The sequence below is a fragment of the Streptomyces sp. NBC_01433 genome (assembly GCF_026340105.1).
In the GTDB taxonomy this organism is placed as follows: domain Bacteria; phylum Actinomycetota; class Actinomycetes; order Streptomycetales; family Streptomycetaceae; genus Streptomyces.
On the sequence record NZ_JAPEPM010000003.1, the window covers coordinates 105,619 to 128,354 of the forward strand.

General features: G+C 72.0%; 23 protein-coding genes and 1 pseudogene. 18 read left to right on the forward strand and 6 right to left on the reverse strand.

Annotated features, from left to right (window positions below; genetic code table 11):
• The first annotated feature begins 18 nt into the window (after positions 1 to 18).
• From OG413_RS37275 to OG413_RS37295, 5 genes and pseudogenes are all read left to right on the forward strand, one after another.
• Complete coding sequence (locus OG413_RS37275) at positions 19 to 816, forward strand: tyrosine-protein phosphatase (protein WP_266813462.1); 798 nt, start codon at positions 19 to 21, stop codon at positions 814 to 816.
• Positions 817 to 1,066: 250 nt separating this feature from the next.
• Positions 1,067 to 1,330, forward strand: a pseudogene (locus tag OG413_RS37280) (hypothetical protein); the annotation flags it as partial.
• Between the two features lie 115 nt (positions 1,331 to 1,445).
• Positions 1,446 to 1,850 carry a DUF1992 domain-containing protein gene (locus tag OG413_RS37285; RefSeq protein WP_266813464.1) on the forward strand — a complete coding sequence of 135 codons (405 nt, stop codon included), beginning with the start codon at positions 1,446 to 1,448 and terminating at the stop codon, positions 1,848 to 1,850.
• A gap of 192 nt (positions 1,851 to 2,042) precedes the next feature.
• Positions 2,043 to 2,894, forward strand: a complete 852-nt coding sequence (locus OG413_RS37290) for a DUF1206 domain-containing protein (RefSeq protein WP_266813466.1) — start codon at positions 2,043 to 2,045, stop codon at positions 2,892 to 2,894.
• 33 nt (positions 2,895 to 2,927) lie between these two features.
• On the forward strand, positions 2,928 to 3,452 hold the full coding sequence (locus tag OG413_RS37295; RefSeq protein WP_266813468.1) for a GNAT family N-acetyltransferase: 525 nt from the start codon (positions 2,928 to 2,930) through the stop codon (positions 3,450 to 3,452).
• A gap of 370 nt (positions 3,453 to 3,822) precedes the next feature.
• On the opposite strand, the gene OG413_RS37300 is transcribed toward OG413_RS37295, so the two are convergent.
• The 3 genes from OG413_RS37300 to OG413_RS37310 form a co-directional block, all read right to left on the reverse strand.
• Entirely contained in the window at positions 3,823 to 4,209 is a 387-nt protein-coding gene (locus tag OG413_RS37300) for a VOC family protein (protein ID WP_266813470.1), read from the reverse strand.
• A 176-nt stretch (positions 4,210 to 4,385) separates the two neighbouring features.
• Positions 4,386 to 5,210 carry a VOC family protein gene (locus tag OG413_RS37305; protein WP_266813472.1) on the reverse strand — a complete coding sequence of 275 codons (825 nt, stop codon included), beginning with the start codon at positions 5,208 to 5,210 and terminating at the stop codon, positions 4,386 to 4,388.
• A 13-nt stretch (positions 5,211 to 5,223) separates the two neighbouring features.
• Positions 5,224 to 5,556: a DUF6479 family protein gene (locus OG413_RS37310; RefSeq protein WP_266813474.1), complete on the reverse strand. Its 333-nt coding sequence runs from the start codon at positions 5,554 to 5,556 to the stop codon at positions 5,224 to 5,226.
• A gap of 245 nt (positions 5,557 to 5,801) precedes the next feature.
• Between OG413_RS37310 and OG413_RS37315 the strand changes: the two genes are divergently transcribed.
• The 6 genes from OG413_RS37315 (at position 5,802) to OG413_RS37340 (ending at position 12,253) form a co-directional block, all read left to right on the forward strand.
• Positions 5,802 to 6,188, forward strand: coding sequence for a hypothetical protein (locus OG413_RS37315; RefSeq protein WP_266813476.1), 387 nt, complete (start codon positions 5,802 to 5,804; stop codon positions 6,186 to 6,188).
• A 17-nt stretch (positions 6,189 to 6,205) separates the two neighbouring features.
• Positions 6,206 to 6,769, forward strand: coding sequence for a 2Fe-2S iron-sulfur cluster-binding protein (locus tag OG413_RS37320; protein ID WP_266814262.1), 564 nt, complete (start codon positions 6,206 to 6,208; stop codon positions 6,767 to 6,769).
• Positions 6,766 to 7,764: a xanthine dehydrogenase family protein subunit M gene (locus OG413_RS37325; RefSeq protein WP_266813478.1), complete on the forward strand. Its 999-nt coding sequence runs from the start codon at positions 6,766 to 6,768 to the stop codon at positions 7,762 to 7,764. Before OG413_RS37320 ends, OG413_RS37325 begins: the two co-directional genes overlap by 4 nt.
• A 132-nt stretch (positions 7,765 to 7,896) precedes the next feature.
• Entirely contained in the window at positions 7,897 to 9,993 is a 2,097-nt protein-coding gene (locus OG413_RS37330) for a xanthine dehydrogenase family protein molybdopterin-binding subunit (RefSeq protein ID WP_266813480.1), read from the forward strand.
• A gap of 233 nt (positions 9,994 to 10,226) precedes the next feature.
• Positions 10,227 to 10,685, forward strand: coding sequence for an ATP-binding protein (locus tag OG413_RS37335; RefSeq protein ID WP_266813481.1), 459 nt, complete (start codon positions 10,227 to 10,229; stop codon positions 10,683 to 10,685).
• Between the two features lie 152 nt (positions 10,686 to 10,837).
• Positions 10,838 to 12,253 carry an NADP-dependent succinic semialdehyde dehydrogenase gene (locus tag OG413_RS37340; RefSeq protein WP_266813482.1) on the forward strand — a complete coding sequence of 472 codons (1,416 nt, stop codon included), beginning with the start codon at positions 10,838 to 10,840 and terminating at the stop codon, positions 12,251 to 12,253.
• Between the two features lie 35 nt (positions 12,254 to 12,288).
• On the opposite strand, the gene OG413_RS37345 is transcribed toward OG413_RS37340, so the two are convergent.
• The gene (locus OG413_RS37345) at positions 12,289 to 13,032 is read right to left on the reverse strand and encodes an SDR family oxidoreductase (RefSeq protein WP_266813483.1); all 744 of its coding nucleotides are present in this window, start codon (positions 13,030 to 13,032) and stop codon (positions 12,289 to 12,291) included.
• Between the two features lie 131 nt (positions 13,033 to 13,163).
• On the opposite strand from OG413_RS37345, the gene OG413_RS37350 reads away from it, so the two are divergent.
• Together OG413_RS37350 and OG413_RS37355 are read left to right on the forward strand one after the other, a co-directional pair.
• Complete coding sequence (locus OG413_RS37350) at positions 13,164 to 14,012, forward strand: helix-turn-helix domain-containing protein (RefSeq protein WP_266813485.1); 849 nt, start codon at positions 13,164 to 13,166, stop codon at positions 14,010 to 14,012.
• 181 nt (positions 14,013 to 14,193) lie between these two features.
• Positions 14,194 to 15,153 carry a D-2-hydroxyacid dehydrogenase family protein gene (locus tag OG413_RS37355; protein ID WP_266813486.1) on the forward strand — a complete coding sequence of 320 codons (960 nt, stop codon included), beginning with the start codon at positions 14,194 to 14,196 and terminating at the stop codon, positions 15,151 to 15,153.
• 97 nt (positions 15,154 to 15,250) lie between these two features.
• Here OG413_RS37355 and OG413_RS37360 read toward each other — a convergent pair whose 3' ends face one another.
• Positions 15,251 to 16,366 carry a chemotaxis protein gene (locus OG413_RS37360; RefSeq protein ID WP_266813487.1) on the reverse strand — a complete coding sequence of 372 codons (1,116 nt, stop codon included), beginning with the start codon at positions 16,364 to 16,366 and terminating at the stop codon, positions 15,251 to 15,253.
• 129 nt (positions 16,367 to 16,495) lie between these two features.
• Here OG413_RS37360 and OG413_RS37365 point away from each other — a divergent pair, with 129 nt between their 5' ends.
• Together OG413_RS37365 and glsA are read left to right on the forward strand one after the other, a co-directional pair.
• Positions 16,496 to 17,062: a hypothetical protein gene (locus OG413_RS37365; RefSeq protein ID WP_266813489.1), complete on the forward strand. Its 567-nt coding sequence runs from the start codon at positions 16,496 to 16,498 to the stop codon at positions 17,060 to 17,062.
• A 12-nt stretch (positions 17,063 to 17,074) separates the two neighbouring features.
• Positions 17,075 to 18,427 carry a glutaminase A gene (gene glsA / locus OG413_RS37370; protein ID WP_266813491.1) on the forward strand — a complete coding sequence of 451 codons (1,353 nt, stop codon included), beginning with the start codon at positions 17,075 to 17,077 and terminating at the stop codon, positions 18,425 to 18,427.
• Between the two features lie 152 nt (positions 18,428 to 18,579).
• On the opposite strand, the gene OG413_RS37375 is transcribed toward glsA, so the two are convergent.
• A complete protein-coding gene (locus tag OG413_RS37375; protein ID WP_266813493.1) occupies positions 18,580 to 19,404 on the reverse strand; it encodes an endonuclease I family protein in 825 nt (274 codons plus the stop codon).
• A gap of 324 nt (positions 19,405 to 19,728) precedes the next feature.
• Between OG413_RS37375 and OG413_RS37380 the strand changes: the two genes are divergently transcribed.
• From OG413_RS37380 to OG413_RS37390, 3 genes are all read left to right on the forward strand, one after another.
• Positions 19,729 to 19,959 carry a hypothetical protein gene (locus tag OG413_RS37380; protein WP_266813495.1) on the forward strand — a complete coding sequence of 77 codons (231 nt, stop codon included), beginning with the start codon at positions 19,729 to 19,731 and terminating at the stop codon, positions 19,957 to 19,959.
• Positions 19,960 to 20,265: 306 nt separating this feature from the next.
• The gene (locus OG413_RS37385; protein WP_266813497.1) at positions 20,266 to 21,423 is read left to right on the forward strand and encodes a methyltransferase; all 1,158 of its coding nucleotides are present in this window, start codon (positions 20,266 to 20,268) and stop codon (positions 21,421 to 21,423) included.
• A gap of 115 nt (positions 21,424 to 21,538) precedes the next feature.
• Positions 21,539 to 22,729: an acyl-CoA dehydrogenase family protein gene (locus OG413_RS37390; protein ID WP_266813499.1), complete on the forward strand. Its 1,191-nt coding sequence runs from the start codon at positions 21,539 to 21,541 to the stop codon at positions 22,727 to 22,729.
• Positions 22,730 to 22,736 lie beyond the last annotated feature (7 nt).

The window sequence follows — 22,736 nt, forward strand, 5'->3', positions numbered from 1 at the left end:
GGAAAGAGGCATTTCATCGTGCAGACCGCCCGGGCCGTCCCGGCCGCCACCGTTGTCAATCTGCGCGATCTGGGCGGCATCGCCCTGGGGCGCGGCCACCGGGTGCGGCAGGGAGTCCTCCTGCGCTCGGGGCAATTGAGCGACCTCGATCCGCAACACGACATGGCGGTGGCCGCACTCGGCATCCGTACCGTCGTCGACCTGCGCACCGCCGATGAGCGCCAGTGGGCCCCGGACCGGCTGCCGGCCGGGGCCAGGCTCTTCGTCGCCGATGTGCTCGGGGGGCATTCGAGTGTCGCCCCGGCCAGGCTGCGCGCGCTGCTGGCCGACCCGGAGGAGGCGAGCCGGGCGCTGGGCGGCGGCAAGGCCGAGGAGCTGTTCGCCGACACCTATCGGCAGCTGGTGCTCCTGCCCGGTGCCGCGGCCGCGTACCGGGCCCTCGTGGAGACGGCGGCCGATCCGCGGGCGAGACCGGTGCTCTTCCACTGCACGGCGGGCAAGGACCGTACCGGCTGGGCGGCGGCCCTCCTCCTGATGATCGTGGGTGCGTCGCGGGAGGTCGTCAGGGCGGAGTTCCTGGCGGTGAACCCGGCGGTGCGGGCGGCGTTCGCGCCGTACGTGCGGAAGTTCCTCGACGCGGGCGGCGACCCCGACATCGCCTCCGCGATCACCGAGGTCCGCCCCCGCTATCTGGAGGTGGCGCTGGACGCCATGGACGAGCGGTGGGGCGGGCTCGACGGATATGTGCGCGACGGGCTGCGGATTCCCGAACCCGCGATGGAGCGGCTGCGCGGCGAGCTGGTGATGCCTGCCTGACAGCGGCCTCTCCCGGCTGACTTCATACCCCTGGGGAGTATATTCACGGGTGTTGGCGGGACACCTGCTCCGGCCGTCCGTCATCGACGGCACCGGCGCCGTCAACGACGCCGTCGGCCACCTGGACCAAGGAGGGGAGACGACCGCAGGAGGGGAGGGCGCGGACCTCGATGCGTGCGGACGCGCGGCCGGTGGGCTGCGGATCTCCGAGAGCGGCTTCACCCTGGATCTCGAACCCCCCACGCTCACACTCAAGCTCACCGTGAGCGGGAACGGCCGCCCGGTCACCGACCTCCGGCCCTGCCTCGGGGCGTACGGGCACCTCGTCGCCCTGCGCTCGGGCGACCTGGCCCATCTGCACGTCCGCCCGAACGAGGGCGGGCCCGGCCCGGAGGTGTCCTTCACGGCGACCGCGACCGGCGAGGGCACCTATCGGCTGTTCCTGGGCTTCCGGCACGACGACAAGGTCCGCACCGTCGCCTTCACCGTGCACGCGGGCCACGCGGGGTCCTGACCGGGGCCCGGGGGCGAGTGCCACGGCGCCTCCGGCGGGCCTGTCTGTGTACCGTGAATGCCGGTCTGTGTATCGTGAATGTGCCGGATCGGAAGTCCTTCGAGAGGGGCACACGGTGACTGAACGGAAGCCTGCCGGGGTCAGTTTCGAATCCTGGGTCGACAAGCAGATCCGTGAGGCCGAACAGCGTGGTGACTTCTCCCGGCTGCCCGGTTTCGGCAAGCCACTCGCCGGCCTGGAACGCCCGTACGACGAGGCATGGTGGATCAAGGCGAAGATGCAGCGTGAGGGACTGTCCGTACTGCCGCCGGCCCTGGCGCTGCGCAAAGAGGCGGAGGATGCCCGCGACGCGGTGCCCGGAGCCAGGAACGAGGCCGAGGTGCGGCGGATCCTGACCGAGGTGAACGAAAGGATCCGGAAGGCGATCCTGATGCCGCCCGCGGGGCCGCCGCTGAACCTCACGCCCTTCGACGTCGAGGCGGCCGTCCAGGGATGGCGCGCCGAGCACGGCCGCGCCTGACACGTCCGCCCCCGTTCCGTCCCCCTTCCCCTTCCCGGGGCTCCCTTCCCTTCCCTTCCCTTCCTGCCTTCCCTGCTGCCCGCAGGACCCGTCGAAGCCGGACCGGTCCGCGTCCGACGCATCGAAGTCCTCGCTCCGGGCACTCGCGTTGTACGCAACCGTGCCGCGCACCAGGAGATGAAGGAGGCCGACGTGACATCAGCACACGCCCATGGGCGACGTGGTGGAGCGAAGCGGGGAGGCAGACGCTCCGCCCAACGCTCCGCCCCGCGCGAGACGTTCACCGCCGCAGGCCGGGCGGGATTCATGGCCCGCGGCGTGGTCTATGTCCTCATAGGGGTCCTGGCGGCCCGGATCGGTCTCGGCGACCGCGGGGAACAGGCCGACCGGCAGGGCGCGCTGGGGCAGATCGCCGCGCAGCCCTTCGGCGACGTGATGCTGTGGACACTGGTCGTCGGTTTCGCGGGCATGGCCCTGTGGCGGGGCTCCCGCGCGGTCCGCGGCAAGGGCGGCGGCGCCAAGCAGGCGGGTTCGCGGCTGCTGGACGCGGGCCGGGCCGTCTTCTATGTCTCCGTCGGCTGGGGAACGGCCGTCTACGCGGCCGGGCAGGGCCAGGGGGCCGACGGTGACGCCCAGTCGCGCGACTGGACGGCCAAGGCGCTGGGACTTCCCTACGGGCAGGTCATGGTGGGCGCCGCGGGCTGTGTGCTGATCGGCGTCGGCGTCGTACTCGCCGGGCGCGCGGGGCTGAGGCGCTTCCTGCGCCGCCTGGACACGGGCGCGATGAGCCGCAGGACCAAGCGGGCGGTCACGGTGCTCGGCGTCGGCGGGGGAGTGGCGCGCGGCGCCGTGTTCGCCGCGGCGGGTCTCTTCGTCGTGGTCGCGGCGCTCCGCTTCGAACCGGACGAGGCCAAGGGGGTCGACGAGACGCTCCGCAGCTTCGCCACGACCCCGGCGGGTCCATGGCTGCTGATCGCGGTCGCCTTCGGCCTCGTGCTGTTCGGGGTGTTCTCGTTCGCCTCCGCCCGCTGGCGCCGCCTGTGAACGCCTACCTGACCGATACGTAATACTTCCTGTATGACGTCCAGCATGACGACCTCCCGGGGCGGCCCGCACCGCGACGACGTGGTGATCCGGCGGGCGACGGCGGGCGACGCCAAACGGCTCACGCGGTTGGTCAGGGCCTCGCGCGCGTACGAAGGTCCCTACGCGCCGATGGTGGCGGGCTACCGGGTCGGGCCGGACTACATCGAGACGCACCAGGTCTTCGTGGCCACGGGCACGGCCGCCACCGCCGCCGGTCCCGGAAGCGGCGCTGCCAACCCCCGGGTGTTCGGCTTCTACTCGCTGGTCCTCTCGCCGCCCGAGCTCGACCTGATGTTCGTCGCCGACGACGCCCAGGGGCTCGGCATCGGCCGGCTCCTCGTCGGCCATCTGCGCGACGAGGCGCGGCGGGCCGGGCTGAGCGGTGTGCGTATCGTCTCGCACCCGCCCGCCGAGGGTTTCTACCGCAGCGTGGGGGCCGAGCGCACCGGCACCCTGGCCGCCAACCCGCCCGCGGTGATGTGGGACCGGCCCGAACTGATGCTCGCGGTCGTTTGAGCGACCCGCCGCCCGGACAGTGTCGCCGCGGGGTGGCACATGAGACGGCGTACGACGTGGTGGCCTTCGCGCGGCGGCGGGGACGCGACGGAACCCTCCCGGAGGGGCGGTCAGGCGGTCAGCGCCGCAAGCTCCGCATTGGCTCGCTCGGTGACCGGGGCGAGGACGCGTCAGGCGGCGGCCAGGTCCTCGGCGGGTATCCCGCCCCAGACGCGGGGCGTTGACCGGGCCGCTCGCCGGCGCGCCGCATGCCGTGCAGCGACGCGACCGGTGTCCATGGCTACTGTTTCCGGCGGATACGCATGGAGGGCGCCCGGCCGACAGCGGCCGGGCGCCCTCCACGTTCTGACGCGCTCAGGGAATCCGAGGGCTACGACCAGCCGCCGTACGGACGCGTGATCAGCTCCAGGGCATGACCGTTCGGATCGATGAAGTACACGCCCCGGCCGCCGTCGTTGTGGTTGATCTCGCCGGGGAGCTTCTTGTGGGGATCGCCGTAGTACGCGATGCCCTGTTCCTTGATCCGGGCGAACGCCGTGTCGAACTCCGCCTCCGAAATGAGGAAGGCGTAGTGCTGCATCGTGATCGAACCCTCGGGAATCGTCGCGAAGTCCAGGGTGACGCCGTTCGCGAGGACGACCGGAATGAAGGGGCCCCATTCCGCCCCGACGTCCAGGTCCAGAAGGTGCGCCAGGAACTCGGCGGATTCCCGATTGTCCCGGCAATGAACGATGGTGTGATTCAACTCGACTGACACTGTGGAATGCCTCCAACGGGCATCTCACGGGCTACCTCCACGCCTCACCCGGCCGGTGACCGACGCGCGATGCCGTGCGAGTGATCCTAGGCGCGGGCGCGGAAGGGCGTCGAGGGCCCAGGACGCGATGGCTGATTTCCGCCTGCCGGGCGGCCCGGCCCGCAGGACTGGCCGGGTCACTCGCCCGTGAGCGCGGGGCTGCGCACATCGGTGATGGTGAAGAGCGCGCCGTCCGGGTCCCGCAGGGTCGCCTCACGGCCCCGGAGCACGGCCTGCTCCTCGATCAGCGTGCCGCCGTGCCGCCGTGCGGCCGCGACCGTCTCCGCCAGGTCCGCCACGGGGAACTGGACCTGCCAGCGCGGGCGCACCACGGGGTCCACGGCGGCCTCCACCGCTCCGGAGCTGATCCGGGCCAGCGGGCGCCCGTCGCACCGCACGATGACCTCTTCCCCCTCGTACGCGACGTCGCAGCAGCCGGGACGCCCGGTGGCCCAGTCGAGCACCTGGCCGTAGAAGATCGCGGCATCGAACGCGTTCCGGGTCCGCAGCCGCAGCCAGGCGTGCGAATGGTCGTCCGGTGCGGGGGGCGAGGTGGCGGGCGCGGTCCGCTCCCAGAGGCCGAACGCCGCACCGTCCCGGTCGGCCGCCAGGACCCCGCGCCCCTTGCCGAGCGCCAGCGGGCCCACCGCCACCGTTCCGCTGCGCTCACGGATCCGGGCGGAGGCGATGTCGGCGTCCTCGACGGCGAAGTACGGCATCCAGGCCACGGCGACCTGGTAGACGGCCGATATGGCGCTGATCCCGGCGACGGGCACCCCGTCGCGGCGTGCGACGGAGAACTCCTGGCCGAGCCTTCCCGGGCGGAACGTCCAGCCCAGCACATCACCGTAGAACTGCTGCGCGGCCACCAGATCGCGGGTCATCAGATTGACCCAGCACGGTGCCCCCGCTCCTGTCAGCGGCGCCGCACCCGGCGCCGTACCCGATGAGTTTGCGCTCATGACCCCACTGCCTTCATCGGTTCTGCGGGGGATCCACGTCGGGCGGGATCACCTCATTGCCGTGATCACCGAGCTCGTACGGCGACAAGCCCCGGCCGTCCTCGGGAAACCGGTCCGAGCCGTGCTTGTCGGGCTCCTCGATATGGCTGCGGTGGTCAGGCTTGTGAGGCTGTTCGTCCGGGCGTGGAGGCGGCAGTTCCGCGTCCCGTTTGCGCATGCCCCACCAGAAGGCGCCGATCAGCACGGCCACCACGGCGACCCCGGCGATGGGCAGCACGACCCCGAGGGCGCCCGCGTCCGCGAGCGTGGTGGCGAGGGAAGCCTGGGCTCCGTTCGTTACGTCCATGCATGCCGCATACCCCGGAAAAGGCCCATCAGTCAGCTAATCACGTGAATTCATGTTTTATAGGGATGTAAAAGAAAAAATGTTTCATATGGTGCGCCCGGCTCCATGGTCTGCGGATCATCGGGGTCCGCCGGGTACGGCGGAGGGCGGGCGGCCGGGTGGCGCTCTCGTGTCGCCGCCGGCCGGCTGCGGGGTGAGCCTGGAGGGGGTCCCCGAATTCCCGGCTCCCAGCGGAAGGAACCACGGTGAACAGCACGCGAGAGCAGAGTCGAGACCACCCGGCGGGCCGTGAAGTCGTGGTCGCGCTGACCGGATGCGCCACGGAGGACGCGAGGACCGTGTTCGACGTGCTGCGCCGCTCCTTCGACTCCGACCGCCTTGAGAGCGACGCACCCCAGGAGGGCTCGGGACCGCGCCCGACCGTGTGGATGGCCACGGTCGACGTGTCCGAAGCGAAAGCGGCGGCCGAACCCGCGCAGCTCTCGGGCCCGGTCACGGTCGACGTGCAGGGCGGCTACTGGGCCGTCGAGCGATTGCGCAGTCAGTTGACGGGCGCGTTCACGGTACGGGTCGTCGGCACGGCGGCCGGTGACCAGGAGGAAGAAGTCCGACTGCGGCTGGAGAGCCACTGATGGAACCCCTCGACTCCATGCCACGGGACGCCGGAAGCCACGGCACCGGACGGCGCCGGGCCGCCGACGAGCGCTCCACCCTCACCCTGTACGTCAACGGCACCGCGACGGCCCTGACCCTCGACCACCGCACCACCGTCCTGGACATGCTGCGTGAGCACCTGGGGCTCACCGGGGCGAAGAAGGGCTGCGACCACGGACAGTGCGGTGCCTGCACCGTGATCGTCGACGGGCGCCGCGCCAACAGCTGTCTGCTGCTGGCCGTCGCCCACGACGGCGCCTCGGTCACCACCGTCGAAGGGCTGGCCGACGGGGACTCGCCGCACCCCGTGCAGCGGGCCTTCGTGGAGCGGGACGCGCTCCAGTGCGGCTACTGCACTCCGGGACAGATCTGTTCCGCCGTCGGCATGCTCGGCGAGGCGGCGGACGGCTTCCCCTCGCACATCACCCCCCGGTCCACCGGGCCCGGCGGACCCGCCGCCCTGGACGCGGACGAGATCCGCGAGCGCATGAGCGGCAACCTGTGCCGCTGTGGCGCCTACCCCCGCATTGTCGAAGCGATCGAGGACGTGGCGCCGTGAAACCGTTCGCCTATCTGCGCCCCGCGTCCGCCGCCGAGGCCGTTCGCCTCGGCGCCGCCCGGCCCGGCTCCCGGTTCCTCGGCGGCGGCACCAACCTCGTCGACCTGATGAAACTCGGGGTCGAGACGCCCGGACTGCTCATCGACATCGGCGGGCTGCCGCTGGACCGGGTGACCCGTACCCCGGACGGCGGCCTGCGCATCGGCGCGACGGTACGCAACAGCGACCTCGCCGCGCATCCGGACGTACGCGTCCACTACCCCGCCCTCTCGCAGGCCCTGCTGGCCGGAGCCTCGGGACAGCTCCGCAACACGGCCACCACCGGCGGAAACCTGCTCCAGCGCACCCGCTGCCCGTACTTCCAGGACATCTCGAAGCCCTGCAACAAGCGCTCACCCGGCTCCGGCTGTCCCGCCCGCGAGGGCGCCCACCGCGACCTCGCGGTCCTGGGGCACTCCGCGGAGTGCGTCGCCACCAACCCCTCGGACATGGCGGTCGCCCTGGCCGCGCTCGACGCCACCGTCCTGCTGCTCGGACCCGAGGGCGAACGGGCCGTACCCCTCACCGAATTCCACCGGCTCCCCGGCGAGAACCCGGATCAGGACACCGTTGTCCGGCCCGGTGAACTGATCACCGACGTGCTGCTCCCACCGCGCCCCGACGGCGCCGTCTCCCTCTACCGCAAGGCCCGCGACCGGGCCTCGTACGCCTTCGCCCTGGCCTCCGTCGCCGCGCTCGTCCAGGTACGAGACGGGCGCATCGCGCACGCCGCACTGGCCTTCGGCGGACTCGCCCACCGGCCCTGGCGCGCCCGCGTGGCGGAAGGCGTCCTGCGGGGCGCACCCGCCACGAGGGCCACGTTCGCGCGGGCGGCGGACGCCGAACTCGACGCCGCCCGGCCGCTGCGCGACAACGCGTTCAAGGTGGACCTCGCCCGCAGGATGGCGGTCGACGCCCTGAGCGAACTGACCGGGCAACCCGCCCCGACGGCCTGAAACCCACCGGTCAACCCGCCCCGACCGGCTGAGACCGGCGCCACCGCGCCCGTACGCCGCACCCGCAATTCGCCCCGTCCCCGATCGCCCGCATCCCCCCAACGACCCGACACCGGATCAAGGACCCCCGCCATGAGCCACGCCCCCCACCCGCTGGGCGCTCCCGTCGTCCGCCACGAGGCCCTGGACAAGGTCACCGGCACCGCGCGCTACGCGGCGGAGCACACCCCGCCCGGCTGTCTGTACGCCTGGCCCGTCCCCGCCACCATCGCCGCCGGGCGCGTCACCGCCGTGCGCACCGCCGACGCCCTCGCCGTCCCGGGCGTCCACGCCGTCCTCACCCACGAGAACGCCCCGCGGCTCAAGGAGCCCGACGATCCGATCCTCGCCGTTCTCCAGGACGACCGCGTCCCGCATCACGGCTGGTACATCGCCCTTGTGGTGGCGGACAGCCTCGAATCCGCCAAGGAAGGCGCCGGCGTCCTCCGGATCGAGTACGCACGCGCCCCGCACGACGTCACGCTCACCGAGGACCATCCGGGCCTCTACACCCCGGAACAGGCCAACGGCGGCCACCCGGCCGTCCGGGAACGCGGCGACTTCGACGGAGCCTTCGCCGCGGCCCCCGTACAGATCGACGCGACCTACCGCCTCGGCGCCCTGCACAACCACCCCATGGAGCCGCACGCCTCCACCGCGGTGTGGGCCGACGGGCATCTGACCGTCCATGACTCCAGCCAGGGCTCCACCGCGGTCCGCGACAGCCTCGCCTCGGTCCTCGGCCTCGAACCCTCGCAGATCACCGTCGTCTCCGAGCACGTCGGCGGCGGCTTCGGTTCCAAGGGCACCGCGCGCCCCCAGGTGGTGCTCGCCGCCATGGCGGCCCGGCACACCGGACGCCCGGTCAAACTGTCCCTGCCCCGCAGCCAGTTGGCCGCGGTCGTCGGGCACCGTGCCCCCACGGTGCAACGGGTGCGGCTCGGCGCCGACCTCGACGGAATCCTCACCGCGCTCGCCCACGAGGCGGTCACCCACACCTCCACGGTCAAGGAGTTCGTCGAGCAGGCCGCCGTGCCAGCCCGCACCATGTACATCTCCCCGCACAGCCGCACCACCCATCGGGTGGCCGCACTGGACGTCCCCAGCCCGTCCTGGATGCGCGCACCGGGGGAGGCGTCCGGGATGTACGCGCTGGAGTCGGCGATGGACGAACTGGCCTGCGCTCTCGGCCTCGACCCGGTCGAACTGCGCCTGCGCAACGAACCGGCGAGCGAACCGGACAGCGGCCGCCCGTTCAGCAGCCGGGGCCTGTCCGCCTGCCTGCGCGAGGGCGCCGAACGCTTCGGCTGGTACGACCGGGACCCCGCGCCCGCCACCCGCCGGGACGGGCCGTGGCTGCTCGGCACCGGGGTGGCCTCGGCGACGTACCCCGTACTCGTCTCCCGCTCCTCCGCGTCGGCGCACGCGGCCCCGGACGGCGGCTTCCGCATCGCCGTCAACGCGACGGACATCGGCACCGGTGCGCGTACGGTCCTCGCGCAGATCGCCGCCTCGGCCCTCGGCACACCCGTGGAGAACGTCCGGATCGCCATCGGAGACAGCGACCTGCCCACCGCCCCGCTGGCCGGCGGCTCCTCCGGTACCGCCTCCTGGGGCTGGGCGGTGCACAAGGCCGCCGCCGCCCTCGCCGCACGGCTGGACGAGCACACCGGGGCGCTCCCCGCCGACGGACTCACCGTCACCGCCGACACGGAACAGGAGACCGCCGCGAAATCCCCGTACGCGCGTCACGCGTTCGGCGCCCACTTCGCCGAGGCGGCCGTCGACACCGTCACGGGAGAGATCCGGGTGCGGCGGCTGCTCGGCGTGTACGCGGCCGGGCGCATCCTCAACTCCCGTACCGCACGCTCCCAGTTCATCGGCGGCATGGTCATGGGCCTGGGCATGGCCCTGACCGAGGGAAGCACCCTGGACCCCGTCTTCGGCGACTTCACCCAGAGCGATCTCGCCTCCTACCATGTGCCGGCCCACGCGGACGTGCCCGACATCCAGGCCCACTGGATCGAAGAGGAGGACCCGCACCTCAACCCCATGGGCAGCAAGGGCATCGGGGAGATCGGCACCGTCGGCACCGCCGCCGCCATCGGGAACGCCGTGCGCCACGCCACCGGAGCGAGACTGCGTGAACTGCCGCTCACCCCGGACCGGTTGCTGCCCTATCTGCCCTGACCCTCCGAAGGGGCGGGCGAGAGGCAGGCTCCCGGCCGGGGCGCGGGCCTGACAGAAGATTCCCGCCTCCGAAACCTGCGTTATCAGGGCAAATGGCCTATCTGTTGCGCATTCGGCACTCTCGGGTCACTCTAATGAGTGACCTAGAAGTGATAAGTGCTCACGCTTCGTATTCGGGGGTCGGTGGTTCATCAGGGTGAAGCACGTGGGCCTGGCGGTGAGGAGCCTCAACGATGACCGTTCCACTCGACCGGCACTACCTGGTCGATCTGCGGGTGTCCCCGGAGCGCGTTTCCCAGCTGCGGCGGATCGTCGCCGCACACCTGCGTCACTGGAGCCTCGAACTGCACGTCCGGCCGGTGTGCCGCGCTCTGGACGAGCTCCTGACCAACGTCCGCCGACATGTCGGTGACGACAACGCGTGCGTCATCGAACTCCGCTGGACGGGACGGCACCTCACGGTGTCGGTCGCCGACAACGGTCGCGAGATGCCCCGACTGCTCGGCACCGGCGGCGGACTGAGCCGGGTCATGGCCCTCAGCGACAGCTGGGGAACCTGCCGGACCACCGACGGGAAAGTGGTCTGGTTCACCCGCTACGCCGAGGCGCCGCGCACCATGGAACTGCTGCCGCTCACCCCGCCGCACGGCGTACCCGAGACCCGGCCGCAGCCGCTCGCCGTTCTGGTGTGAACGCCGCGCACGCCCTCCGGCCGGCGTGGATCGTGTGCCCCCGAGCACGCATGATCCGCGCCGGCCGGGTACGTGTGCGGGACGAGGAGCCGCGTTGCGCGGCAGGGCGGGGCGCGGCACGGTCGGAGTACCGATGCAAGGAGGCCACTGCCATGCCCATCGCGACGGTCAACCCCGCGAACGGCGAGCTGCTCAAGACGTACGAAGCGCTGGGCGAGGAGGAGATCGAGCGCAGGCTCGCTGACGCCGACACCACCTTCCGCCACTACCGGACCACCACCTTCGCCGAGCGGGCGGACCGGCTGAACCGGGCCGCCGACCTGCTGGACGAGGACCGGGACGACATCGCCCGCACCATGACCACCGAGATGGGCAAGCCCGTCAAGGCGGCCCGCGCGGAGGCCGCCAAGTGCGCCAGGGCGATGCGCTGGTACGCGGCCAACGCCGAACGGCTGCTGTCCGACGAGCACCCCACGGACGCCGACGCGCACGACTCCGGCGCCGCCCGTGCCCTGGTCCGCTACCGCCCCCTCGGCGTCGTCCTCGCCGTGATGCCGTGGAACTTCCCGCTGTGGCAGGTGGTGCGCTTCGCCGCCCCCGCGCTGATGGCGGGCAACGTCGGACTGCTGAAGCACGCCTCGAACGTGCCGGGGACCGCCCTGTATCTGGAGGACCTGTTCCACCGGGCCGGCTTCCCCGCAGGCTGCTTCCGGACGCTGCTGGTCGGCTCCGGCGCGGTGGAGGCGATCCTGCGCGACAACAGGGTCGCCGCCGCCACCCTCACCGGCAGCGAACCGGCCGGCCGCTCGGTCGCGGCGATCGCGGGCGACGAGGTGAAGAAGACCGTACTGGAACTGGGCGGCAGCGACCCGTACCTCGTCCTGCCGTCGGCGGACATCGAGCAGGCCGCCGCGACCGCGGTGACGGCGCGGGTCCAGAACAACGGACAGTCCTGCATCGCCGCCAAGCGCTTCATCGTCCACACCGACGTGTACGACGCGTTCGCCGAGCGCTTCACCGCGGGCATGGCCGCACTCACCGTCGGGGACCCGATGGAGGAGTCCACCGATATCGGCCCGCTCGCCAGCGAGCAGGGCCGCACCGACCTGGAGGAGCTGGTCGATGACGCCGTGGACCGTGGCGCGAGCGTGCTGTGCGGCGGCGGCAGGCCGGAGAACCTGGGCGGCGGCGGCCTGGACCGGGGCTGGTTCTACCGCCCCACCGTGCTCGCCGGGATCACCCCGTCGATGCGCGTCCACCGCGAGGAGACCTTCGGCCCCGTGGCCACGCTCTACCGCGTCGCCGACCTGGACGAAGCGGTGAGCCTGGCCAACGACACCCCCTTCGGGCTCAGTTCCAACGTATGGACGAGGGACCCGGCGGAGATGGACCGCTGCGTACGCGACCTGGAGACGGGCGGTGTCTTCTTCAACGGAATGACCGCCTCACACCCCGCGCTGCCCTTCGGCGGGGTCAAGCGCTCCGGCTACGGGCGGGAGCTCTCCGGGCACGGCATCCGCGAGTTCTGCAACGCCACCACGGTCTGGTACGGACCCGTCCGGCCGTAACCGTAACGTCCTTCCGCCATGTTCCGTCGCGCTTCTCATCCTTGGGCCGTGGGCCGGACGACGAGTTCGCTGACATCCACATCGTCGGGCTGGCTGATGGCGTAGAGGACCGCCTCGCCGATCGCGGCGGCGGGGATCGCGATGCCCATCTGTCCCTCCACCGCGTCCCTGACTCCGCCGTCGCCGATGGACCCGGTCAGCTCGCTCCGGGTCAGGCCGGGGCTGATCGCGGTGACCCGCAGCTCCCGGCTCTCCTGGCGCAGGCCCTCCGACAGGGCGCGGACCGCGTGCTTGGTGGCGCTGTAGACGGCTGCGGTCGGGTCGACCCTCAGCCCGGACACGGAGGAGATGTTCACGATGTGCCCGCGGTGCTGGGCCCGCATGATCGGCAGGACGGCGGCGATGCCGTGCAGGACCCCGTGCAGGTTCACGTCGATCATGCGGTTCCACTCGTCGACCCTCAGCGCGTCCAGACGCGACAACGGCATCACGCCGGCGTTGTTGACCAGGACGTCGATACGCCCGTAGCGGTCGTGGGCGGCCGCGACGAAGGACTCCATGGCGGCTGGATCGGTCACATCGAGTTCGTACGGAAAGGCGCTGCCCTCCCGGGCCTCGATGTCCCGGGCGAGGTCGGCGAGGCGGTCGGTGCGCCGCGCCCCGAGAACCACCTGGTGGCCTGCGGCGGCGAGCCGTCTGGCGGTGGCCTCGCCGATACCGCTGCTGGCCCCGGTGATCAGGACCACCTTCGGGGCGACCGGGGTCGACGGATGGTTCATGTTCTGCCCTTCGACGTGTCGACGGCCGCGTGGGTGCGTCGGCCGGTCCTCCCAGGATGTGTCCGATCGTGCGCGAGCGGCAGGACGGGGCTTCCTGGGTGCGCCGCTCCCCGGACGCGTACGATCCGGACATGAGCGGCAATGAACTGGGGGAATTCCTGCTGGCGCGTCGCTCCCGCCTCAGCCCGGCCGACGTGGGCCTTCCCCGCTCGCGGGGCCGCCGGGTCAGCGGACTGCGGCGCGAAGAGGTCGCTGTCCTGGCAGGAGTCAGCGCCGACTACTACGCCCGGCTGGAACAGGGCCGCGAACGGCACCCCTCGGGCCAGGTCGTCGACGCCCTCGCGCGGGCCCTGCACCTGGATTCCGACGCCTGCTGGCACGCCTACCGCCTGGCCGGACTCGTGCCGAGATCTCCATCCCCCTCCCCTGATGAGGAGCGGGTCGCGCCTCAACTGCTGCGGCTGATGGACGCCTTTCCGGCGGCTGTGGCCTACGTGGTCAACCGGCGCCTGGATGTCCTTGCCTCGAATGCCCTGGCCGATGCCTTGCTCTCCCCGCTGGCGGACCCACGCGCCATGGCCCGTTCCCTGTTCTGTGACCCCGCGGCCCGGGAACTGTTCGCCGACTGGCACACCGTGGCCCGGGACACCGTCGCCGCGCTGCGGCTGGCCCACGGCCACGAGCGGCGCGGCTCCCGCATGCTCGCCCTGATCGATGGCCTGCTCGCCGAGAGCGAGGAGTTCGCGGTGCTGTGGAGCCACCAGGACGTCGGCCGTCTGGGCAGCCGGACCAAGACCTTCCACCATCCGCGGGCGGGGCGGCTGAGGCTCACCTATCAGACCTTCGAGGTACAGGACGCGCCCGGCCAGTACCTCCTGGTCGGCACCGCCGAACCCGAAAGCCCCGATGCCACCCGCCTGGCCCTGCTCGACGCCCACCGTGCCGTGGGCGACCGGCGGGCCACCGCCGACCACCGGTAACGGGAACCCGCGCGTGCGGTGGACGTCGTGGCGCGCACACAGGCCCCAGAACCGGTCGCCTCCGAGGTGGAGTTCGCCGACCGGACGTGGAGCGGCCGACGCGCCCGCGACCCGCGGGCCCGCCGTCCTTCGCCATGGGCGACCATGAGGGCGTCCGATGCCACGAGGGGGAGAGAGTGCCGTGAAGCTGCGCTGCGCCGTGATCGACGACTTCCAGTCCGTCGCCACCACCGTCGTCGACTGGTCCCCGGTGGCCGAGGACGTCGAGGTCGTCCCGTTCCGCTCACACTTCGGTACGGAGGACGAACTGGCCGCCGCGCTGGCGGACTTCGAGATCGTGGTCACCCTGCGCGAGCGTGTCCGTTTCCCGGCGACGCTGTTCGACCGGCTGCCCCGGCTCAGGCTGCTCGTCGCCTCCGGCATGCGTAACTCCGTCATCGACTTCGCCGCCGCCGAACAGCACGGCGTCACCGTCTGCGGCACCGCCAGCTCCGCCACCGCACCCGTCGAGCTGACCTGGGCGCTGCTGCTCGGCCTGGCCCGGGGGATCGTTCCCGAGGCCACCGCTCTGCGCACCGGCGGCCCGTGGCAGTCCACCCTCGGGGCCGACCTGCACGGCAGGCGTCTCGGCCTGCTGGGTCTGGGCAAGATCGGCGGCCGGGTGGCCGCGGTCGGCGGGGCCTTCGGCATGGACGTCGTGGCGTGGAGCCAGAACCTCACGAAGGAGCGCACCGAGGAGGTCGGGGTCCGGCGTGCCGCCTCCAAGGAAGAGCTGCTGGAGACCAGTGACTTCGTCTCCCTCCATCTGGCGCTCGGCGCGCGTACGCGGGGGCTGATCGGGGCGGCCGAGCTCGCCCTCATGCGCCCCACCGCGTATCTGATCAACACCTCCCGGGCCGCCATCGTCGACCAGGACGCACTGCTCGCCGCGCTGCACGGCGGAACCATCGCCGGTGCGGGCGTCGACGTGTTCGACGTCGAGCCGCTCCCGTCCGGACACCCGATGCGCACCGCGCCACGACTGCTGGCCACACCGCACCTCGGCTATGTGTCGCGCGGCAACTACGAGACGTACTACGGCCAGGCCGTCGAGGACATCCGGGCGTTCCTCGCGGGCCGGCCCGTCCGTCGGCTCGTCTGACACCGGGCATGGGGCGGGCCGGTCCGGCCCTCGCGGTGCCACAGGCCGGGCAGCCGCACTCTCCGGCCGCCCTCCGGCCGCCCGCGTCGCTCCCGGGTCAGTAGCGCAGGGCCGCCGCGATCCGTCCGTGTCCGGCGAGGGAGTCATCGGCGACGAAGACGACGTCGGCGCCGCTGTCCAGGGCCGCCTCGACGAGTTCGTCCACGATGTCCTCGCGCACCTCTCCGTCCGCCGTCTGCGCGGTGTCCACGCCGACCGGCTCCAGATGCTCGTCCGTCACCTTGACGGTCCGCTGGACGTGTTCCTCCACCGCGACGAGACCGGCGCGGCCCTCCCGTACGGCGGCCCACACCTCATCGAGACCACCGGCGAACGAGCGGCTGCCGCGTGCGTGGTCGAGCCTGGTCTCGATCTCGTCCGCCGTACGGCCAGAACCCGCCTCCAGCGCGGGTCGCAGCTCCCGGAGCAGCTCGGCGGGGGAGATGTCGGCCGGCGCGCCCTTGGTGACCCGGCCGATGGCCGACCCGGCGCTCTCGCCGACCTCGTCGAGCAGGGCGAGCGCGGGCGCCAGACCGACGAGGTGGAGCGGGCGCGGGTCGGCGGCGAGCACCGCGCGCAGCTTCTCGTCGACCGTACGCAGGAACTGCCGCGTCTCCTCGTCGCTGAAGGTGCTCGGGGTGTCGCCGATCCGCTCCTCGCGCTGCGGGTTCGGCGCCTCCTTGGGCGCCGTCAGCGGGAAGCCGTCCCGCTCCTCCGGACGGACGGCGTCCGCGGTGCCGCTCCACAGGGCCGCGTGGTCGGCGGCGACGGTGAGCACCCAGAACGGCCGGGCCTGCGCCTTCGCGGCGACGAGGTTGCGGGTGAGGAAGGTGTCGCTCAGGACCACCCGTTCGGGTGCCGTACGGGGCAGCTGCCAGATCTGGTACTCGTCGGCCGTGGCGAGGATGACCAGCGAGTCCAGCGCCCGGCGCGGGTCCACCTCGGCGACCGCCCGGTCCAGCTGTTCCAGGACGGCGGCGCGGGCCTCGCGGGTCACCTGCGGGTCGGCCTCCAGCCGGTTGCCGGCCTCCGCCACGAGGTTGCGCAGCCGTACGGCGTCCTGGGCGTTGTCCGGGGCCCGGCGGTGGGTCGGCATGGTCAGGGACACGGCCGGATAGGGCCTGGTCGCCCGCAGTTCCCGCAACAGACCGGCGGTCAGGGCATCCGTATCCATCGTTCCCTCCCAGGGCTTGTCCCCGCTCCCGTATGGAACAGGTGATCCAACGAGTCAATTCATACCTTTTGATCCTAATATGGGCGAATTGACCATCAGGGGTACCCTTCCCGATTGGACGGAGCGTCCGTGAATCCGAACAGCCCTCCGCGGTTGCCGCGCGGCAACCGCGCCGCCCGCGCCCTGGTTCCCGCCCTGCTCGCCGCGGTGATCCTCGCGGGGACCGCGGCCTGCGGCAGCTCCGGCACCTCCGGCGAGGGGACGTCCCGGAGCGTACGGACGCTCACTCCCGAACCGGAGGGTTCACCGTCCGCCGAGGAGAGCCCCCGCACCCAGCAGAGCTTCGCCGCGTCCGTCTCCGCCGAGGCCGAACGGGTCAGGCAGCGGGCCGTCAAGGAACTGGACGCCGTCCAGGGCCGGGGCAACGCGGTCGCGGACGTGTCCGTGAACGGGTTGCCGGTCGCGAAGTCCGAGGAGTTCCGCAGCGCTCTGGTCCGGGTCACCAACCCCACCCGCGCGGCCGCTTTCTACGCGGTGAAGGTGGAGTTCGTCGACGCCGGCGGAAAGGTGATCGACTCCGTCGTCCTCGGCTTCGAGGGCGCCCCGCCGGACCGGACCGTCAGTGAACAAGCCAACAGCCGCAAGGCGGCAGGGATCAAGACCTTCCCCCGGATCGCCCAGGCCGAGCGCGGCTGAGGGCCTGGCCCGGTGAGCGCCGCCGACGCCGTGACCGATGCCCTGCGGGAACTGCGCGCCGAGTTCATCGGCGTACGCGTGGGCCAACTGGCCGACTACATCCCGAAGCTGACCCTCGCCGACCCGGATGCCTTCGGGCTGGCCCTGGTCAGCATGGACGGGCATCGCTACAGCGTGGGTGAGGCGGAGGTCCCCTTCACCCTTCAGTCGGTCTCCAAACCGTTCGTCTACGCGCTCGCCCTGTCCGTCCTCGGCCTCGACGAGGTGGGCCGCTGGGTGAGCGCGGAACCGAGCGGCGAGGCGTTCAACGCCATCAGCCTGGAACCGGTCACCGGGCGGCCGGCCAACGCCATGGTCAACGCCGGTGCCATCGTCACCACCGCGCTGATCCCCGACACCCCCGACGAGCCCGCGTTCGACCGGATCCTGCACTGCCTCGGCAGCTTCGCCGGACGGCGTCTCGACGTCGACGAGGAGGTGTACGCCTCCGAGGCCGCGACCGGGGACCGCAACCGGGCGCTCGCCTATCTGATCCGCAGCGCCGGAACCCTGCCCGTCGACCCCGTGGCGGCGGTGGAGACGTACTTCCGGCAGTGCGCCGTCCGGGCCACCGCCGTCGATCTCGCCACGATGGCCGCGACCCTCGCCCACGGCGGCATCAATCCGCACACGGGGGAGACCGTGGTCTCGGCCGAGGTCGCGGCGCAGGTTCTCGCGGTCATGGCCACGTGCGGCATGTACGACGCCTCCGGCGACTGGCTGCTGCGGGTCGGTCTGCCGGCCAAGAGCGGAGTGTCCGGCGGACTGATCGCGGCGGGGCCGGCCCGGTTCGGCCTGGCCACCTACAGCCCGCCGCTCGACGCGTCCGGCACGTCGGTGCGCGGGCACGCCGCGCTGGGCGCGCTGTCGCGGCGGCTGGGACTCCATCTGATGAACAACCCGGCGCTCCCCGGATCCACCGTCACCCTCGCCACCACCGCCGACGATCTGCCCTCCGCGCCCGCCGACGACCGCGAACGGGCCCTGCGGGAACGGGTGGGAGTGGTCGCCGCGCAGGGCGCCCTCGACTTCACGGCCGCGGAACGGGTGCTGTACGCCCTGGACGAGTCCGGACCGGAGCGGACCGGTTCCGTCGTGCTCGACCTGCGCGAGGTCACCGCCATCGACTCCGTGGCCCTCGCGATGCTGCACACCGGGCTGTCCCGCCTCGCGGGCGACGGGCGGCGCGCGGCTGTCGTCGACCCGGCCGACCGGCTCGGCCCGCCCGACCTCGTCAGGGAGCGGACCGGGCAGGACCTGCCGCGCTACGCCTCCCGCGAGCAGGCCGTCGAGTACTGCGCTCACGCACTGCCGGGGGCCGGCTGACCGGAGGCGGCCCGGTGCGGCGGAAGGGCTCGGCCGGGAACGCTCCCCGACGCGGCGGCACGACGTGGCGTGGGAGGGCACCCGTGTTCAGGTGCGCGCCACATCGTGCCGGAGTGCCGTCCGCGTCGGGGAACGTGGCCGGAGCGGTCCGCCTACCAGATGGCCTCGACCCATTCGGGGTGGTCGATGAACGGGTTCCGGTTGTGCTGGTACCGGTCGAATATGACGTCGTTGCGCCGCTCTTCGAAGGTGTCCGGCGGGTCTTCCTGGCTCCACTGCTTCAGCACGGACAGCTTGCCGATGTTCGGGGCGGAGCCGTTGCCGACCCGGTCGTTGGGTTCGAGGTCGGCGAAGGAGTCGTCGCCCTCGTAGCGCACCGCCATGTAGAGGATCATCCGGGCGACATCGCCCTTCACCGCGTCACGCGGTTCGAAGGAGTCGCTGTCGGTGTAGTTGCCCGGGGCCTCGGCCAGCTGGCTGCCGCCGTTGTCGAAGTCCTTGTTGCCGCGGGTGGAGTTGACCGAGACATCCTCGGGACGCAGGTGGTGGATGTCGGTGCCGGGGCCGGTCGCCGTGCCGAAGTCGCCGTGCGACTTGGCCCAGACGTGCTCCCGGTTCCACTGGTCCGCGTTGCCGCCGTTCTCGCTCTTGGACTGCGAGCGCCCGGTGTAGAGGAGGATGACGTTGGAGGAGTTGGCGGGGTCCTCGTCGGTGTTCTTGAGGGCGTCCCACACCTGGCTGTAGGAGAGCTTGGTCTGGTCGCTGATGATCGTGTGCAGGGCGCCCTTGAGCTCGGTGCCGGTCTTGCCGAGGGCGTCCTGGTAGTACGTGTCGTCGAGGGCGGTGGCCGGGGCCGCCGAGGCCGCCCTGTCCGGCCGGGGCTGGGCCGGTGCGGCGGCCGCGGTGCCCGCGAGCACGGCGACGGCGGCCGCGGTGGCCAGTAGTGGACGCGCGTAGAACAGGTGACGACGGGACATGTGGGGTGTCCTCTCCGGAAACGCGGGCACCACGAACGCCGGCACTGGGTTGGGGACGGCGTCGCGGTGGTCGTGTGGTGTGTGGTGTGTGGTCAGCCGGGAGCCTTCCACACGCACCGTGCCCCCTGTGTGAACGCTGCGTACCTATCATGTGCAGGTCAAGTGAGGGTGGCTCGTGCGACCCCGCCGAGGCGCCTCGGCGAAGCCGGGCCGGTCCGGGGCCGGGTCCGGAACCGGCCCCGGACCGGCCCGGCGGACGACTCCCGACCCGGATGCGGTCACGGCCGTGCGGCGCGAGAATTGCCGCAAGGACGAGGAGGCGGCATGAGCGAAGAGCCCGAATCCGTATCCGTATCCGTATCCGTGACCACGGCCGGGCCCGAGTGGCGGGAGGTGACTCCCGACCGGCTCCTGCACACCGGCGGGAGCGACCGGCCGACCGCGGAGGACCTGGTGCTCGCCTCCGGGCGGGATCTGACACCGCGGACGCTGGAGTGGGCGCGGCGCAAGCTGGCCGCCGAAGGGCGGTCGGCCATCGACAAGCAGCTTCCGTAGCGGCACCGGCGGAAGCCTGCCGGACCCCGCCGGGAGCGGCTGGTAGCCACCGGCCGGGAGGCGGTCGGCCCCGCCGGTGGCTGCCGGACACGCGGCGCGCGAGGGCCGCCCGGCGGGATACGGGCAGATGTCGAGGGTGTGCGCGGTGACGGGGCGGCCCGGCGTGGGGGTCTGCGTGGTGACCCGGCGGGCCGACGTGGAGGTGTGCGTGGTGACCGGGCGGGCAGGTGCCGGGACGGCTCGGAAGGCCGGGGTGCGTGGGGCACCCCCGGACGTTTCCCGGCGCTCGGCTAGCCTGGGTGCACAATGAACCGTTTGACGACGTCACAGGGCGCTTATGACCTCGCCCGCTTCCCCGAGCACCCGCGCGACCCGTTCCGGGCGTGGGACGCCGCCGATGAGTATCTGCTGCGGCAGCTGGAGGATCCCGACGCCGCCGCGCCCGTCGATCTCTCCGGCACCGTGGTCGTCGTGGGTGACCGCTGGGGCGCTCTGACCACCGTGCTCGCGGACCACCGGCCCGTGCAGATCACCGACTCGTACCTCGCCCAGCGCGCCACCCTGGCGAACCTCGCCCGCAACGGGGACGACGCCGACCGCGTACGGCTGCTGTCCGCCCGCGACACCCCGCCGGACCGGATCGACGTGCTGCTGGTGAGGGTGCCCAAGAGCCTCGCCCTCCTGGAGGACCAGCTGCACCGCCTCGCGCCCTCCGTCCACGCGGGCACCGTGGTGATCGGCACCGGCATGGTCAAGGAGATCCACACCTCCACGCTCAAGCTCTTCGAGCGGATCCTCGGGCCGACCCGCACCTCCCTCGCGGTGAAGAAGGCGCGGCTGATCTTCTGCACCCCCGACCCGGACCGGACCTCCGCGCCCAGCCCGTGGCCGTACCGCTACGAGCTGCCCGGCGACGTCGGCGCCGTGTCCGGCCGGACCGTGACCAACCACGCCGGGATCTTCTGCGCCGAACGCCTCGACATCGGCACCCGCTTCTTCCTCAACCACCTGCCCGCACGCACCGGCCCCGACCATGTCGTCGACCTGGGCTGCGGCAACGGTGTCCTCGGGCTGTCCGCCGCCCTCGCCAATCCCGACGCGACACTCACCTTCACCGACGAGTCCTACCAGGCGGTCGCGTCGGCCGAGGCGACCTTCCGGGACAACATGCCCGCCGACGCCAAGGCCGACTTCGTCGTCGGCGACGGCCTCGCGGACCTCGCCCCCGGCAGCGTGGACCTGGTGCTCAACAACCCGCCGTTCCACTCCCATCTGGCCACCACCGACGCCACCGCGCGGAACATGTTCCACGCGGCGCGCACCGCGCTGCGGCAGGGCGGCGAACTCTGGGTCGTCGGCAACCGGCATCTCGGCTACCACACCCAGCTGCGCCGGACCTTCGGCAACTGCGTCATCGTGGCCGGTGACCCGAAGTTCGTCGTCCTGCGCGCCGTCAAGCGCTGACGGCGGCCGACGGCTTTCCGGTCCTCCGGTCGTCGCCCTTCCGGATTCTTGCAACACGTTCTACTCTGTGCGCCGCCGCGCACGGACGACGCGAACGCGAGACTCTGGAGGGGCAGTGCACCTCGAATACACGCCTGAGCAGCAGCAGTTGCGCGCCGAACTGCGCGCGTACTTCGCCGGTCTGGTCCCCGACAACGCCTATGCGCGCTACGCGGAACCCGCCGCTCAGAAACGCTTCTACCGCGAGACCATCCGCCGGCTCGGCGCCGACGGCTGGCTCGGCGTCGGCTGGCCCCGCGAGTACGGCGGACGCGGGCTGTCCCCGATGGAACAGTTCATCTTCTTCGACGAGGCCGCCCAGGCCGGCGTACCGCTGCCGCTGATGGCCCTCAACACCGTCGGACCGACGATCATGCAGTTCGGCACCGACGAGCAGAAGGAGTACTTCCTGCCGAAGGTGCTCGCCGGGGAGCTCGACTTCGCGATCGGTTACAGCGAACCCGACGCGGGCACCGACCTCGCCGCCCTGAGGACCAGGGCCGTCCGCGAGGGCGACGAGGCCACCGGCCACTACACCGTCGACGGGCAGAAGATCTGGACCACCAACGGTGACACCGCCGACTGGGTCTGGCTCGCCGTGCGCACCGACCCCGGGGCCCCGCCGCACAAGGGCATCACCATGCTGCTGGTGCCGACGGACGACCCCGGGTACTCCTGCACCCTGATCAACACGCTCGCCTCGCACGACACCACCGCCAGCTACTACGAGAACATCAAGGTCCCCGTCTCCCGCCGCGTCGGCGAGGAGAACAAGGGCTGGCGCCTCATCACCAACCAGCTCAACCACGAACGCGTCACCCTCGCCGCCCACGGCACCATGGCCGTCCGCGCCCTGCACAACGTGCAGCGCTGGGCCGCCGACACCAAACTGACCGACGGCCGCCGCGTCATCGACCTCGGCTGGGTCCGGGCCCTGCTCGCCCGCACCCACACCCGGCTCGACGCCATGAAACTCCTCAACTGGCAGATGGTTTCCGCGCTCCAGGACGCCACCCTCACCCCGCAGGACGCCTCGGCCGTCAAGGTGTACGGCTCCGAGGCCCGCCGCGACGCCTACGCCTGGCTGATGGAGATCGTCGGCTCGGCGGGGCCGCTCAAGGAGGGCTCGGCGGGCGCGGTCCTGCACGGCGAACTCGAACGCGGTTACCGGTCCGCCGTCATCTTCACCTTCGGCGGGGGCAACAATGAGATCCAGCGGGAGATCATCTCGTGGATCGGCCTCGGAATGCCGCGCGTACGGCGGTGAGCGGGAG